Below are 14,993 nucleotides of genomic sequence, written 5' to 3'. Positions count from 1 at the left end.
GATATTTTTTAAGCCCGGAGGCTTTTGATATCTGCTCTCGAGTGCCCACACAGATTGTCTGATAAATTGTTAAAGAGCGGTGCAGTCAGCGGCTGAGCCTGCTGCTGCGAGGTGGCGTATATTACGCTACTCTCTGTGTCAGTCAAGCGTTTATTTTCGCTTTAACCGACGGTGATTTTCATCACCTCAACACCACATTCCGTAAGCCGTTGTGCCGTGTCGATGGAGGCGCATTATAGGGAGTCGTTCAGAGAGCGCAACAGTAAAATTGCAGAAAAATGAGCGTTCGCTGCATTCCACAGCAAAAGCCCGCCTTATACGCGATTACCCACAAAGTTATCCACAATGCATTGCGAGGCGAATTTTTGCGAGCAGCACGCAAACGTTTTCGCTACAATGCCCGGCGACGTCAAGGATGCCCCTTTTCGGGGCGTTACCTGAAGTTTTGCCTCTTCTTATTGCAATGAAGATCGCTAAGCTTGATGTAACGCTCTTATTTACGCGAAACAAAGCCAAGGGATAAAACCACCATGCAACAACGTCGTCCTGTACGCCGCGCTCTGCTGAGTGTCTCAGACAAAGCCGGTATCCTCGAATTTGCTCAGGCGCTCTCTGCCCGCGGCGTCGAACTCCTCTCTACAGGCGGAACTGCTCGCCTGCTGGCCGATGCGGGTCTTGCCGTCACCGAAGTGTCTGACTACACCGGCTTCCCGGAAATGATGGATGGACGCGTCAAAACGCTGCACCCGAAAGTGCACGGCGGCATTTTAGGTCGTCGCGGCCAGGATGACGCGATTATGGCGCAGCACGCTATCGAGCCTATCGACATGGTGGTCGTTAACCTCTATCCCTTTGCTCAAACCGTCGCGCGCGACGGCTGCACGCTGGAAGATGCGGTTGAGAATATCGATATCGGCGGCCCCACCATGGTGCGCTCGGCGGCCAAGAACCACAAAGATGTGGCGATTGTGGTCAAGAGCAGCGACTACGACGCCATCGTGGCCGAGCTGGACGCCAACGAAAACTCTCTGACGCTGGAAACGCGCTTCGACCTCGCGATCAAAGCCTTTGAGCATACCGCCGCCTACGACAGTATGATCGCCAACTACTTCGGCTCGCTGGTTCCCGCCTATCATGGCGAGCGCGAGCAACCCGCCGGCCGCTTCCCGCGCACCCTGAACCTGAACTTTATTAAGAAGCAGGATATGCGCTACGGTGAAAACAGCCACCAGGACGCCGCCTTCTATATAGAAGAGAATGTGCAGGAAGCCTCGGTGGCGACTGCGCAGCAGGTGCAGGGCAAGGCGCTCTCCTACAACAATATCGCCGATACCGACGCGGCGCTGGAGTGCGTGAAGGCGTTCAGCGAAGCGGCCTGCGTGATCGTCAAGCATGCCAACCCGTGCGGCGTCGCCGTTGGCGCATCGATCCTTGAAGCTTACGATCGCGCCTATCAGACCGATCCCACCTCAGCCTTCGGCGGCATCATCGCTTTCAACCGCGAGCTGGACGAAGCCACCGCGCAGGCGATCATCAGCCGTCAGTTTGTCGAAGTGATTATCGCCCCCTCCGCCAGCGAAGCGGCGCTGAAGGTCACCGCGGCGAAGCAGAACGTTCGCGTGCTGGTCTGCGGCCAGTGGCAGGCGCGCGTCGCCGGACTCGATTTCAAACGCGTTACCGGCGGCCTGCTGGTGCAGGATCGCGACCTGGGCATGGTGGAAGCGAGCCAGCTGCGCGTCGTCAGCAAGCGTCAGCCGAGCGAGCAGGAGCTGCGCGACGCGCTCTTCTGCTGGAAGGTGGCGAAGTTCGTGAAATCGAACGCTATCGTCTATGCGCGCGACAATATGACCATTGGAATCGGCGCCGGACAGATGAGCCGCGTTTACTCCGCTAAAATCGCCGGCATTAAAGCCGCCGACGAAGGGCTGGAGGTCAAAGGCTCAGCGATGGCGTCAGACGCTTTCTTCCCGTTCCGAGACGGTATCGACGCGGCGGCCGCCGTTGGCGTCACCTGCGTTATCCAGCCGGGCGGCTCGATCCGCGATGAAGAAGTTATCGCCGCGGCAGACGAGCACGGCATCGCCATGATCTTCACCGACATGCGTCACTTCCGCCATTAATTCTCTGGAGAGCAATATGAAAATTTTAGTGATTGGCAACGGCGGTCGTGAGCACGCGCTGGCCTGGAAAGCGGCCCAGTCGCCGCTGGCGGAAACGGTATTCGTCGCGCCTGGCAACGCCGGCACCGCGCTGGAGCCAGCGCTGCAGAACGTCGATATCAGCCCGACCGATATCCCTGCCCTGCTGGCGTTCGCCCAGCGCGAAGCGATTGATCTGACCATCGTCGGCCCGGAAGCACCGCTGGTTATCGGCGTGGTCGACGCGTTCCGCGCGGCGGGCCTGAAGATTTTCGGTCCGACTAAAAACGCCGCGCAGCTGGAAGGCTCCAAGGCGTTCACCAAAGATTTTCTGGCGCGCCACCATATTCCCACGGCGGAATATCGCAACTTTACCGATGTCGAAGTGGCGCTGGCCTACCTGCGTGAGAAAGGCGCGCCTATCGTCATCAAGGCCGACGGTCTGGCAGCCGGTAAAGGCGTAATTGTCGCCATGACGCTGGAAGAGGCGGAAGCGGCAGTGAAAGATATGCTGGCCGGTAATGCCTTTGGCGACGCGGGCCACCGCATCGTCATTGAAGAGTTTCTCGACGGCGAAGAGGCCAGCTTTATCGTGATGGTCGACGGCGAAAACGTGCTGCCGATGGCCACCAGCCAGGATCACAAGCGCGTCGGCGACGGCGATACCGGTCCGAATACCGGCGGCATGGGCGCTTACTCTCCTGCGCCAGTGGTCACTGACGAGATCCACCAGCGCGTGATGGATCAGGTGATCTGGCCAACGGTGCGCGGCATGGCGGCGGAAGGCAACGTCTATACCGGATTCCTCTATGCCGGTCTGATGATCGATCAGTCAGGCCAGCCGAAGGTAATTGAGTTTAACTGCCGCTTCGGCGATCCGGAAACGCAGCCGATCATGCTGCGCCTGCAGTCGGATCTGGTGGAGCTTTGCCTGGCGGCGTGCGACGGCGCGCTGGATCAACAGGATTCCGTGTGGGATCCGCGTCCGGCGCTGGGCGTGGTGTTGGCGGCGGGCGGCTATCCGGGCGACTACGTCAACGGCGAGCAGATCCACGGCCTGCCGCTGGAAGAAGTGGAAGACGGCAAGGTGTTTCACGCTGGCACCCGTCTCGATAACGATCTGGTGCTGACCAACGGCGGCCGCGTGCTCTGCGTCACCGCGCTGGGCGACGACGTGGCGGCGGCGCAAAAACGCGCCTATGAGCTGGCGCAGCCCATCTCCTGGAACGGCAGCTTCTGCCGCCGCGATATCGGCTATCGCGCTATCAATCGCAAGTAAGCAAAAAGGGCGCCTCAGGCGCCCTTTTCTTTCTACATATCTTCTTCTTTCGGCTGCGAATCGCAGCGTTCTCCCGGCGCGGCGCGCAGCAGCTGCGTGCCCTCTGGCGCCTCCAGCCAGGAAACCAGCAGCGGCTCGCTGCTGCGCCGCTGCTGTTGTGCCAGCGTCTGAAAGGCATAATCGTCGAAGGCGGGCGACACCCGCGCGCCGTCGCAGCTTTCGATCTGTTTTGCGCCCCGCCACAAGCCCTGTTTCAGCATGACGCGACCGCTGAGCAAAGCGTTGCTCTGCGCCAGCATGCGCTGCGCGTCGAATTTGTAGAGTTCTACCGTATCCGTATCAACGGCTTCGCGCCGGTTGGCCAGCTGCCGTTGCATAAAGCTGAGGCTGCCGTCCTGGTCAAAACGCAGCGTCACATCGTCAGGCTGCTTGCCGCTGACGTGGCGTGCCACGCTAACCAGCTTCTCTTCTTGCCACACATAGTCGGTGGTCTCAGAGGCATCGCCATTAAAGGGCGTATAGAGGGTGCGTATATGAACGGTGAGATGGCCGCTGTTCTTGCGCCAGATGCGCACTGCGCCGCGATCGGCAAGGTAGCCGCTGGCGCTAAAAGGAGGCGTATCGGGCGTTGAGCCGCACCCGGAAAGCAGAAGCAGAAAAAGCAGAGCGAAACAGGAGTGTGAACGCAGCTTCGTCATCGCTGGCCCCTAATACAAAAGGGGCGAATTCGCCCCTTCTTTAAAATTCTGACCGCGGTGCGACGTCTTATTTGACAGAGTCTTTCAGCGCTTTACCAGAGACGAAGGCCGGTACGTTTGCCGCAGCGATTTTGATCTCTTTGCCAGTTTGCGGGTTGCGACCGGTACGCTCAGCGCGGTGGTTCACTTTAAAAGTACCAAAACCAACCAGTTGTACAGCATCACCTTCTTTCAGAGACTCAGTGATCGCAGCCAGAGTAGATTCCAGAGCCGCTTTAGCCTGGGTTTTTGACAGGTCCGCTTTTTCCGCGATCACATCAATCAGTTGAGTCTTGTTCATAAGTTATCCTTAAAGTGTATTTATCGCTTGCTAAGCAACGAGTGCGAGGGAAAAGCCATATTCTGGCACTCTTCAGCCTGCACGCACCGATAGCCACAATTTTCAGCCCCCCAAATGTAGACCAGACAGGGGGCCGATGTGAAGCCTCCAGGCTCGCTAATTCGGGCCTGAAGTCACGTTTTCCCGCCTTACTGCTGAAAAATTATACCGATGTTGCTGATTCCCGCCTCTCGCAGGTCCAAACGCAATCCTTTGATCAATTCAAGGTCTCGTTCTTCGCAGTCGGCCAGCAGGCGAAAAATCTCCCATTGCAGGTCCCATTCGTCGATTACAGCAGGGTTTTCACGCAGCTCGTCGTCGCTCATTTCGCGTCCGGCCTGGGTCATTTCCAGCATCGCCACGGTGGTGATGGAGGTTTTGCTGACTTCGATCGCATGCTCCAGGGTTTCGCCGCTTAGCATGGCGTGCAGCGCTTCGCTTAAGGCCACGCAGGCATCGATGGCCGGATAGACGCCGTAGACGTCGAACGCCTCGCCGTCGGGAATGGCGGCTTCAAGCTTTTCAAGCTGACTGTCGAAGTTGATTTTAGCGTCTTTGACCGTCAGGCTTTCCCAGACCAGATCAAGGATGCGGCGATAGAGTGACGCATCGGCGAATTCCGTCTGCTGACAGAAGGCCCAGTAATTGGGGAACATACGCTCGCACAGGCAAGCCATAAACGTCAGATGCTGCCAGCTTTCCAGCTTTGCCAGACGCAGGTGAACGGGGTTTTGTAACATGAACAGGGCTCTTCATCGTTTAGCTGGCGGCAGTGTACCGCAAAAGCGCCGCGCGCACAGCGTTAAAGCGCGTTTTGCCAGCGTTGAAAGGCGGTGCGGTTGGAGGCGACGGCATCGGCCCAGCGCGTCGGTTCCGGCAGGCGATAGCCGCCCATGCACTTTTCCACCCAGTGCAGTGCGCTGTCCAGGCTAACGCGGTGTCCGGTCGCGACAAACAGTGGATTACAGCGCGCTTTGCTGCGCCATACCCAGCCGATTTGCTCGCCCTTGTCGATTAACGGCTGGCGCGAACCCGGCTCTGGATCCAGATCGGCGAAACGGCCGCAGAGACGCTTTTTCGCCACGCCGATGGTCGGCACGTCCACCATTAAGCCAAAGTGCGAAGCGACGCCAAGACGGCGCGGGTGCGAGATGCCGTGTCCGTCGACAAACAGCAGGTCCGGTTTTTGCTCAAGCATGTTCCACGCCGCCAGCAGCGCCGGATATTCACGGAAAGAGAGAAAGCCGGGAATGTAGGGCATGGTGGTGGCGATGCGCGCTACGCGGTGCTCCACCAGCTTGAGGGAAGGATATTCGAGGATAACCAGGGCGGCACGCGTCACCGCCCCTTCCTGTTCGAATCCAACGTCAGCGCCGCCGATAAAACGCGGCGGCAGCACGTCGAAATCATCCTGCCGCACCACCTCTGCAGCGCGCTGGATCTGTTCCGCGCGCAGTGCAGCAATGTCCATACTTACTCCTGATGATAGTGGCCTGAGAGACGGTGTACCGCCTCAACAAACACGCCCGCATGTTCTGGCGGCACATCCTGATGAATGCCATGCCCCAGATTGAAGACGTGACCGCTGCCTGCGCCGAAGCCCTTGAGAATACCGGCGACTTCTTGCTCAATACGCGCAGCTGGCGCATAAAGCATAGACGGATCCATGTTGCCCTGCAGGGCGACTTTGTCGCCGACGCGGCGACGCGCCTCGCCGATATCGGTGGTCCAGTCGAGTCCCAGCGCATCGCAGCCGGTCGCGGCCATCGCTTCCAGCCACTGTCCGCCGCCTTTGGTGAACAGCGTAATCGGCACGCGGCGGCCTTCATTCTCATGCAGCACGCTGTCGACGATTTTATGCATGTAGTGCAGCGAGAATTCCAGATAGTCGCGGCCCGTCAGCACGCCGCCCCAGGTGTCGAACACCATCACCGACTGCGCGCCCGCGCGGATCTGCGCGTTGAGATAGAGAATGACGCTGTCCGCCAGCTTATCGAGCATCGCGTGCAGCGTGGCGGGATCGGCGTACATCATCTTCTTGATCTTCGTGAAGGCTTTGCTGCTGCCGCCTTCCACCATATAGGTCGCCAGCGTCCAGGGGCTGCCGGAGAAGCCAATCAGCGGCACTTCGCCCTTGAGGTTTTTGCGAATGGTGCGCACCGCATTCATCACATAGCCGAGTTCCTGCTCTGGATCGGGCACCGGCAGTTTATCAACATCGGCACGGCAGGTAATCGGGCTGGAGAAGCGCGGGCCCTCACCGGTTTCGAAGTAGAGTCCCAGCCCCATCGCGTCGGGAATGGTCAGGATATCGCTAAAGAGGATCGCCGCGTCCAGCGGGTAGCGACGCAGCGGCTGCAGGGTGACTTCACACGCCAGTTCGGCGTTTTTGCACAGCGACATAAAATCGCCAGCTTCGGCGCGCGTCGCTTTATATTCCGGCAAATAACGCCCGGCTTGTCGCATCATCCACACCGGGGTGATATCCACCGGCTGACGTAACAGGGCGCGCAGATAACGATCGTTCTTTAGTTCACTCATTTCAGGACTCTCTCAATTTCAGGCGCCTAGTGTAACACTTCTCAGGCGTCGGCGCGGCAGATGGCAACGGTATCTTCTATCAGGCGGCGCGCCACGGTGCCGGGCGGCGGCAACAGCGGCAGCGCATCGTAGCGGTACCAGCCGGCGTCCAGCAGCTCTTTGTTGTCGATTTGCAGATCGCCGCCGTCATACTCCGCCATAAACGCCATCATCAGTGAATGGGGGAACGGCCAGGGCTGCGACGTGACATAGCGCAAATTTTTGACGCGCACGTTGCTCTCTTCCATGACCTCGCGCGCGACCGCCTGCTCCAGCGTTTCGCCTACCTCGACAAAACCCGCCAGCACGGTATAGATGCTGTTGCGATGGCGCGCGTGGTTGGCGAGCAGGATCTCATCGCCGCGCCGGATGGCGACAATGACGCAGGGCGCAATTTGCGGGTAATAGCGTTCGCGGCAGTGGCCGCACAGACAGGCGTTCTCCTGCTTGCTGAGATGCATCTCGTGACCGCAGTAGCCGCAGAAGCGATGCGAGCGATAAAACTCCGCCAGCTGCACCGCGCGTCCGGCAAGCTGAAACAGCCCCGCCTCTTCATCAATCAGCTGGCGCACCGAGAACATATCGCGATCGCGATTTTCACACACCAGCCAGACCGTTTCGCCTTGCCACTCGCCGACCGCCTGCGCCTTGCTTCCCGCTAGCTTAAACGCAGCGGCGCTGCCGTGCGGCAGGTCGCCCTGCGGCAACCAAAGTTTCTGTTCATGGCTGACAATCCACCATCCAGCGTCTACGCTTGAGATCTCATGTTGCATCTAATCGTCATCCTTAGCGTCTTTTCGATACGCTGAAGTCCTGATGTTAAGTGTGTAGACAAACAACTATACCCTAAATCGTTCAGCTTGCAGGCGGCCTCTGACCCGCCGCGGCCGTCACGGTCAGGGGGATTTTATTGATATGGAGTCAGAAATGCTTAACCAGTTAAATGTCCTGACCGAGCGCGTAGGTGGCAGCAATGAACTGGTCGATTCGTGGCTGGACGCCCGTCGCCAGCTACTGGTGTCTTATTACCACCTGGTTGGGCTGAAACCCAACAAAGAGGCGCTCACGACGTTAGACGAGCAGGCGCTCGACAACTTCTGTCACGGTCTGGTCGATTACCTTTCCGCCGGTCACTTCAGTATCTATGAGCGCATCATCAATGAGATGGAAGGCGACAGCCCGATGATTGCCGCCGCGCAGATTTATCCGCCGCTGGAAGCCAATACCGAACGTCTGATGCAGCTCTACGATGGCCATCTGCAGCAGTCGATCGACGACGACAACTGCGTTGATTTCCAGCTGGCGCTGTCGGAAGTCGGCGAAGTGCTGGAAGCGCGTTTCACGCTGGAAGATAAGCTGATCCAGCTTGCCTGGGATAACAGCCTGGTGCGCGCCCCGGTGGCGAACGACAGCAGCCAGCTCTCGCGTCCGGCTTAAGGTTAACCAGTTGTAAATCGCTTGTTATTCTGAACCAGCCCTTTTATGCTAAACGGGTTTTCGGCGATAACGTCGAAAACCCGTTTTATTTTTGTGCAATATGCACTGGCGTTTTGCGTTTTAAGCGTAGCGTGCGCAGCCAGTTCACGCTCGGACAGCGCGCAGGGACGGGAGCATACTGAAGTATGTGACCGTCACGAGCACTGCCCAGGCGCGAATTGGCAAGCTAAGTAGCTTAAAACGTAAAACGAAATCTTGTCGGAGTGCCCGCAAGGGCTGAGACCGTTAATTCGGGATCCGCGGAACCTGATCAGGTTAGAACCTGCGAAGGGAACAAGAGTAAACATCATCAGTGCGCAGGCGGCTGCCTGTCGTGTCTGTTACTCCTTCCGAACTCCGGACAAGCAACGTTCCCCCTCAACAGGAAAATTGCTATGTCTACCACCAAAACTAACCGACGTGAACAGCGCGCGCAGGCGCAGGCCTTTATCCATGCGCTTCAGGGCGGCGTCGCCTTTCCCAACTCAAAGCGAATCTGGATCCGGGGTAGCCGCGACGATATCCGCGTGCCGATGCGCGAGATCCAGCTCAGCCCGACGCTGACGGGCGGCAGCAAGGATGCGCCGCGCTATGAGGAAAATGAGGCGGTGCCGGTCTACGATACGGCGGGGCCTTATGGCGATCCCGATGCCACGATCGACGTACAGCGCGGGCTGGCGAAGCTGCGCGCCGGCTGGATTGCCGCGCGCGGCGACAGCGATACGTTAGAGCAAATCAGCTCGCGCTACACCCAGCAGCGTCTGGCCGACGACGGGCTGGATCATCTGCGTTTCGACCATTTGCCGCAGCCGCGCCGTGCGAAAGCGGGACGTCGCGTCACGCAGCTCCACTATGCGCGTCAGGGTATCGTGACGCCGGAGATGGAATTTATCGCGCTGCGCGAAAATATGGGGCGCGAGCGCATTCGCGGTGAAGTGCTGCGTCAGCAGCATCCGGGCTACAGCTTCGGCGCGCAGCTGCCGGAAAACATCACGCCTGAGTTCGTACGTCAGGAAGTGGCCGCTGGCCGCGCCATCATTCCCGCCAATATCAACCATCCCGAGTCGGAGCCAATGATTATCGGCCGTAACTTCCTGGTGAAGGTCAACGCCAACATCGGCAACTCGGCGGTCACTTCCTCTATCGAGGAGGAGGTAGAGAAACTGGTCTGGTCGACGCGCTGGGGCGCCGACACCGTGATGGATCTTTCGACCGGCCGCTATATTCACGAAACGCGCGAATGGATCCTGCGCAATAGCCCGGTGCCTATCGGCACCGTGCCGATCTATCAGGCGCTGGAGAAGGTCAACGGCGTCGCGGAAAATCTCGACTGGGAGGTGTTCCGCGACACCCTGCTGGAGCAGGCGGAGCAAGGGGTAGATTACTTCACTATTCATGCCGGCGTGCTGCTGCGCTATGTGCCGATGACGGCTAAAAGGCTGACCGGCATTGTCTCGCGCGGCGGATCCATTATGGCGAAGTGGTGCCTGTCGCATCACCGCGAAAGTTTTCTCTATGAACATTTCCGCGAGATTTGCGAAATCTGCGCCGCCTACGACGTTTCCCTGTCGCTCGGCGACGGGCTGCGTCCCGGCTCGATTCAGGACGCCAACGACGAGGCGCAGTTCGCCGAGCTGCACACGCTGGGCGAGCTGACAAAGATCGCCTGGGAGTATGACGTGCAGGTGATGATCGAAGGCCCCGGCCATATTCCGATGCAGATGATCCGCCGCAATATGACCGAACAGCTGGAACATTGCCACGAGGCGCCGTTTTACACGCTTGGCCCGCTGACCACCGATATCGCGCCCGGCTACGATCACTTCACCTCCGGCATCGGCGCCGCGATGATCGGCTGGTTCGGCTGCGCCATGCTCTGCTATGTCACGCCGAAAGAGCACCTCGGCCTGCCGAATAAAGAGGACGTTAAACAGGGGCTGATCACCTATAAGATCGCCGCCCACGCGGCGGATCTGGCCAAGGGCCATCCGGGCGCGCAGATCCGCGATAACGCCATGTCCAAAGCGCGTTTCGAATTCCGCTGGGAAGATCAGTTTAACCTGGCGCTCGATCCGCACACCGCCCGCGCCTATCACGATGAGACGCTGCCGCAGGAGTCAGGCAAAGTCGCTCACTTCTGCTCAATGTGCGGCCCTAAATTCTGCTCGATGAAAATCAGTCAGGAGGTGCGCGACTACGCGTCCCGCCAGCAAACCGAGGCGCAGCCTGTTGAGATCGGCATGCAGCAGATGTCGGACCGGTTTCGCCGCCAGGGCAGCGAGCTTTATCACTCGGCCGATGCGCTGAACGAGGAGAACCCATGAATACCCCCTTTCCCGCTACCGCGCCGCGCTTAGGGCTCTATCCGGTGGTCGACAGCGTCGAGTGGATCGCGCGACTGCTGGAGGCGGGCGTGCGCACTATCCAGCTGCGCATCAAAGATCGCGATGACGAGGCGGTAGAACCGGCGATCGCCGAGTCGATTGCGCTCGGCAAGCGCTATCACGCACGGCTGTTTATCAATGATTACTGGCGGCTGGCGATCAAGCATCGCGCCTATGGCGTGCATCTCGGTCAGGAGGATCTCGACGTCGCCAACCTGAATGCCATTCGCGAGGCGGGCCTGCGGCTGGGCCTGTCGACCCATGACGACGCCGAACTGGATCGCGCGCTGGCGATTGGCCCTTCCTATATTGCGCTGGGGCATATTTTTCCCACCCAGACGAAAGCGATGCCGTCCGCGCCGCAAGGTCTGGCGGAGCTGCAGCGGCATATCGCGCGGCTGAAGGGCATCTCCACCGTGGCGATTGGCGGCATCAGCCTTGAACGCGCGCCTGCGGTGCTGGCGACCGGCGTCGGCAGCATCGCTGTGGTCAGCGCCATTACTCAGGCGCCAGACTGGCGCGCGGCGACCGAGACGTTGCTAAAACTGGCAGAGGCGCAGCCAGACGCCTGAAGCGCAATACGCCGCACAAAAGGCAGCAACGGTTTGCAACAGCGGTAAAAAGCATGGAAGACGGCGCGCAGCGACAGGCTTTCTCTGTGGCGCCGTTTTTCTGTTTCGCTACAGTGGCTCTCGCCGGGTCATCCAGCCTGGCCAGGGCCAGAACCTCCCCTTCACCCTCTCTGGCCCTGCCCTCAGCTACTTCGCCAGGAGGATCTCATGCTGCATGGATTGTGGAGAGTGTTCGCCCGCGCAGGCGGCTATCGCGCGCTCGACGGCCTCGCCGACTTTTGCCAGCGCCTGTTCGACGCGATCGTCGAGCGTTATCGCAAAGCTCAGCCGCAGACAGTTGCGGTATTTTCCCGACGCGGAAAAAAGCGAGCCGACCGCGATCTGAATATGAGAATCGCGCAGCTCGCGGTTAAGGCGCACGGCGTCAAACGCCTCCGGCAGCTCGACCCACATCATAAATCCGCCCTGCGGCCGCGACACGCAGATGCCACACGGAAAATAGTGGCGTACCCAACAGCTAAAGCTGCTGTAGTTGCGCTGATAAAACTGACGCATGCGCCGCAGATGCGGCTGATAGTGGCCCTGACGAATAAACTCCGCCAGCGCGTGCTGCGCCAGCGTATTGCTCGAGCCGGTGGCGATATATTTCATGTGCAGCACGCGGTCGCGATAGCGTCCCGGCGCCACCCAGCCTGTGCGCAGGCCAGGGGCAATGGTTTTCGAAAAAGAGCTGCACAGCAGCACGCGGCCGTCCAGATCCATCGACTTCAGGGTTGCGGGCCGCGGATAGTCCCACGCCAGTTCGCCATAAACATCGTCTTCAATAATCGCCACGTCAAAACGCTGCGCCAGCGTGAGCAGCGCGCGCTTGCGCGCTTCCGGCATAATAAAGCCCAGCGGATTGTTGCAGTTCGGTACCACCATCACCGCCTTGATTGGCCACTGCTCGAACGCCAGCTCAAGCGCCTCCAGACTGATGCCGGTGACCGCATCGGTGGGGATCTCGATGGCGCGGATGCCGAAGCCGCGCAGGGTCTGCATAATGCCGTGGAACGATGGCGACTCCACCGCGATGATGTCGCCTGGCTCGCATACCGCGCGAATCGATACCGACAGCGCTTCATGGCAGCCGGTAGTGATGACGATATCCTCAACCGACAGCTGACAGCCGCTGTCGATGGCCAGCCGCGCGATCTGCTCGCGCAAGGCGACCACGCCATACAGATTATCGTAGCCGAGAAGTTCGGTTGCCTGCCGCTGCGCCTGACGGCTGAGGATTTTCCACATCGGTTTAAGGGTCGGCTGCGTCAGATTAGGCATGCCGCTTCCCAGCTGCATCATGTTCGGCTCCAGCCGCGTATCGAGCAGATCCAGCACCGACTCCCACTGCGTGATCTCTACCGGACGCTGTACCGGGCGCGTCAGCCGCGGCACCGGCGGCGTCGCCTTGCGCGGCGTAACGAAATAGCCGGAACGCGGCTGCGGCGTAATCAGCTGCTTCTCCTCCAGCACGTGATAGGCCTGCTGCACGGTGCTGATGCTGACGCCATGTTCAAGGCTCAGGCTCCGCACTGACGGCAGCTTCTCGCCGTGGCGATAGAGCCCCTGCTCAATGCGCTGCGCCAGATGCATCGCCAGCTGTTGATAACGCGTCATGATCGTCTCCCTCAGGCAAGCAGCGGTGAAAAACAGTACAGACAAGCGTTTTTTTTACCATTCAGATGGTCTCTGCGGCAATCTGTATGTTAAAGAAAGTCGATTTTTGCGTCTGTATCCTTTTTCCGCGTCGGCGGACACTACTCCCTGGTTCATAGACGAGGGTCAGGAAAATGGGATATGAAGAAAACTGTGCGGCCAAACCTTTCGCGGTCACGCCATGGCATCTGCTGCGCGCCATTGCGCACGGCATCAAAGCGATCCACCAGCGGCGTAAGACGCGTCAAATCCTGTCGCATCTGAACGATGCGCAGCTCAAAGATATCGGACTGACGCGCAGCGATATTGAAAACGAACGATGGTAACGCCGAAGCGCGTCAGACCGCATGGGCTAAGCGTCCGCCACAGCGGGCAGAAAAACCTGCCCGCTGCCTTATTCAGCCAGGCCAGACAGCGGCGTCGTAGGGCGAGAGAAGCCCGGTTAAGAAATCGATAACCTTCTGCGTGCGGCGCGGCGTCAGGCGGCGCTCGAGACGCAGCACCCACATATTCATTCTCTCGGTTCGCCAGGCTTTTAGTATCTCGACCACCGCGCCGCTGGCGAAATCGGGCGCGCCAAGCCAGTAAGGCGCCCAGCCTATGCCGCAACCCGCCCGTACCATCTGCCAGGCCGCCTGACCATCGTCGAACAAGTAGCGCGAGGCGGGCTCCCAGCGCACCGATCTGCCATCCTCAGGCGAACTAAAACGCCAGGCGTCCGCCCGCCCTTTATTGAGATTCCAGAAACCTATCTGGCTATGCGCGCTGAGTTCGAAGGGCGTAGACGGCTCGCCGTGCTGCTCGAGATAGCCGGGCGTCGCGCAGGCGACCCAGGGAAAACTAAAGAGCCTGCGCGCGGAATGACCCGGCCAGGCTTCCAGCGGGCCGGAACGGAGCGCGAAATCAAAGCCGCCGCCTGCTAAATCCACCATTGCGTCGCTAAAGTGCATTTCCAGTGCGATCTCAGGATGCGCGGCAAGAAAGGCGGGCAGCGCAGGCATGATGCAGGCGCGTCCAAAAGAGGACGGCACGGAGATGCGCACCCGGCCGCTGGCGCTCTCATCCTCGATGCCGCTCAGCGCGTTCTCAACCTGATTCACCTCTTCCAGCAGTCCACGCGCCAGCGTCAGCATTCTCTCGCCCTCTTCCGTCAGCGACAGCGCGTGCGTGGTGCGGTGCAGCAGCCGCACGCCGTGCTGGCCCTCGAAGCGGCTTAACGCTTTAGAGACGGCCGAGGTGGTCGTACCGGCGCGACGCGCGGCTTCGGCAAAGGATCCGGCTTCAACGATACGCGCGAACCAGAGCAGCTGCGTCAGGCTGGATGAAAAAAGCGGTGTTGCCATCTGGTCAATATCTCCTTGCTGCGCGGCAGCCTACAAGCGCCTGGCGACGGCTGATAACGTTGAGCCTCTTAAAGGAGATCATGATATGAAATTTTTAGTGCTACTCACACCCGTTGCCGGTCGCGATCCGGCTGAGTTCAGGCCTTATGCGGTGGCAGAAATGCAGGCGGTATGGAATGACTATAAAGCTGGCGCGCTACGGGAGATCTATTTTTCACCCAGCCCGCTGATTGTCAGCGTTATCTACGAAACCTCTGCCCGTGACGAGCTGGAAACGTTGGTTGCGCGTCTTCCGATGGTCGAGGCCGATTTGCTCTCGGTACAAATAGTTGAAATGGGCCCGATGCACAGCTTCGAGGTGTTGTTTGCGCCCACGGCGGCATAAACCGCACGGTATTGCAGCCAAAAAAAACCCTGCCGAAGCAGGGTTTTTTATTACGCGAAGAGCG

Annotated in this window: 15 protein-coding genes and 1 riboswitch; of the genes, 7 read left to right on the top strand and 8 right to left on the bottom strand. The window is 59.5% G+C overall.

What is annotated here, in order from left to right:
• Window positions 1-530 precede the first annotated feature (530 nt).
• Complete coding sequence (gene purH, locus B2J69_RS22430; RefSeq protein WP_081142522.1) at window positions 531-2,120, top strand: bifunctional phosphoribosylaminoimidazolecarboxamide formyltransferase/IMP cyclohydrolase; 1,590 nt, start codon at window positions 531-533, stop codon at window positions 2,118-2,120.
• A 16-nt stretch (window positions 2,121-2,136) separates the two neighbouring features.
• Window positions 2,137-3,417 carry a phosphoribosylamine--glycine ligase gene (gene purD / locus B2J69_RS22425; protein WP_081142520.1) on the top strand — a complete coding sequence of 427 codons (1,281 nt, stop codon included), beginning with the start codon at window positions 2,137-2,139 and terminating at the stop codon, window positions 3,415-3,417.
• A 32-nt stretch (window positions 3,418-3,449) separates the two neighbouring features.
• On the opposite strand, the gene B2J69_RS22420 is transcribed toward purD, so the two are convergent.
• From B2J69_RS22420 to nudC, 6 genes are all read right to left on the bottom strand, one after another.
• The gene (locus tag B2J69_RS22420; protein ID WP_081142518.1) at window positions 3,450-4,115 is read right to left on the bottom strand and encodes a DUF1481 domain-containing protein; all 666 of its coding nucleotides are present in this window, start codon (window positions 4,113-4,115) and stop codon (window positions 3,450-3,452) included.
• Between the two features lie 67 nt (window positions 4,116-4,182).
• On the bottom strand, window positions 4,183-4,455 hold the full coding sequence (gene hupA, locus B2J69_RS22415) for a nucleoid-associated protein HU-alpha (protein ID WP_033755847.1): 273 nt from the start codon (window positions 4,453-4,455) through the stop codon (window positions 4,183-4,185).
• 188 nt (window positions 4,456-4,643) lie between these two features.
• Window positions 4,644-5,234 (bottom strand): YjaG family protein, encoded by a 591-nt coding sequence (locus tag B2J69_RS22410; RefSeq protein WP_081142516.1) that lies wholly within the window; start codon window positions 5,232-5,234, stop codon window positions 4,644-4,646.
• A gap of 62 nt (window positions 5,235-5,296) precedes the next feature.
• Entirely contained in the window at window positions 5,297-5,965 is a 669-nt protein-coding gene (nfi, locus tag B2J69_RS22405) for a deoxyribonuclease V (protein WP_081142514.1), read from the bottom strand.
• Between the two features lie 2 nt (window positions 5,966-5,967).
• A complete protein-coding gene (hemE, locus tag B2J69_RS22400; protein ID WP_081142512.1) occupies window positions 5,968-7,035 on the bottom strand; it encodes a uroporphyrinogen decarboxylase in 1,068 nt (355 codons plus the stop codon).
• Between the two features lie 41 nt (window positions 7,036-7,076).
• Window positions 7,077-7,847, bottom strand: coding sequence for an NAD(+) diphosphatase (nudC, locus tag B2J69_RS22395; protein ID WP_081142510.1), 771 nt, complete (start codon window positions 7,845-7,847; stop codon window positions 7,077-7,079).
• 154 nt (window positions 7,848-8,001) lie between these two features.
• Between nudC and B2J69_RS22390 the strand changes: the two genes are divergently transcribed.
• The 3 genes from B2J69_RS22390 to thiE all read left to right on the top strand — a co-directional run bounded on the left by B2J69_RS22390 (window position 8,002) and on the right by thiE (window position 11,506).
• A complete protein-coding gene (locus tag B2J69_RS22390) occupies window positions 8,002-8,511 on the top strand; it encodes an Rsd/AlgQ family anti-sigma factor (protein WP_081142508.1) in 510 nt (169 codons plus the stop codon).
• 249 nt (window positions 8,512-8,760) lie between these two features.
• A riboswitch (TPP riboswitch) is annotated at window positions 8,761-8,861 on the top strand.
• 84 nt (window positions 8,862-8,945) lie between these two features.
• Entirely contained in the window at window positions 8,946-10,874 is a 1,929-nt protein-coding gene (gene thiC / locus B2J69_RS22385) for a phosphomethylpyrimidine synthase ThiC (RefSeq protein WP_081142506.1), read from the top strand.
• Window positions 10,871-11,506: a thiamine phosphate synthase gene (gene thiE, locus B2J69_RS22380; RefSeq protein WP_081142504.1), complete on the top strand. Its 636-nt coding sequence runs from the start codon at window positions 10,871-10,873 to the stop codon at window positions 11,504-11,506. The genes thiC and thiE overlap by 4 nt, the downstream gene beginning before the upstream one ends.
• Window positions 11,507-11,692: 186 nt before the next feature.
• Here thiE and B2J69_RS22375 read toward each other — a convergent pair whose 3' ends face one another.
• Window positions 11,693-13,162: an aminotransferase-like domain-containing protein gene (locus B2J69_RS22375; protein WP_081142502.1), complete on the bottom strand. Its 1,470-nt coding sequence runs from the start codon at window positions 13,160-13,162 to the stop codon at window positions 11,693-11,695.
• Between the two features lie 173 nt (window positions 13,163-13,335).
• On the opposite strand from B2J69_RS22375, the gene B2J69_RS22370 reads away from it, so the two are divergent.
• A complete protein-coding gene (locus B2J69_RS22370; RefSeq protein WP_081142500.1) occupies window positions 13,336-13,527 on the top strand; it encodes a DUF1127 domain-containing protein in 192 nt (63 codons plus the stop codon).
• A gap of 72 nt (window positions 13,528-13,599) precedes the next feature.
• Here the strand turns inward: B2J69_RS22370 and B2J69_RS22365 are convergent, their stop codons facing one another.
• Window positions 13,600-14,544 (bottom strand): LysR family transcriptional regulator, encoded by a 945-nt coding sequence (locus tag B2J69_RS22365; protein ID WP_081142498.1) that lies wholly within the window; start codon window positions 14,542-14,544, stop codon window positions 13,600-13,602.
• A gap of 85 nt (window positions 14,545-14,629) precedes the next feature.
• On the opposite strand from B2J69_RS22365, the gene B2J69_RS22360 reads away from it, so the two are divergent.
• Entirely contained in the window at window positions 14,630-14,929 is a 300-nt protein-coding gene (locus B2J69_RS22360; protein ID WP_081142496.1) for a hypothetical protein, read from the top strand.
• Window positions 14,930-14,993: the final 64 nt, after the last annotated feature.

The organism is Pantoea latae (assembly GCF_002077695.1).
Taxonomy (GTDB): Bacteria; Pseudomonadota; Gammaproteobacteria; order Enterobacterales; family Enterobacteriaceae; genus Pantoea; species Pantoea latae.
Note: the sequence above shows the minus strand (reverse complement) of the source record. Positions and strands in the feature narration are given on the sequence as shown.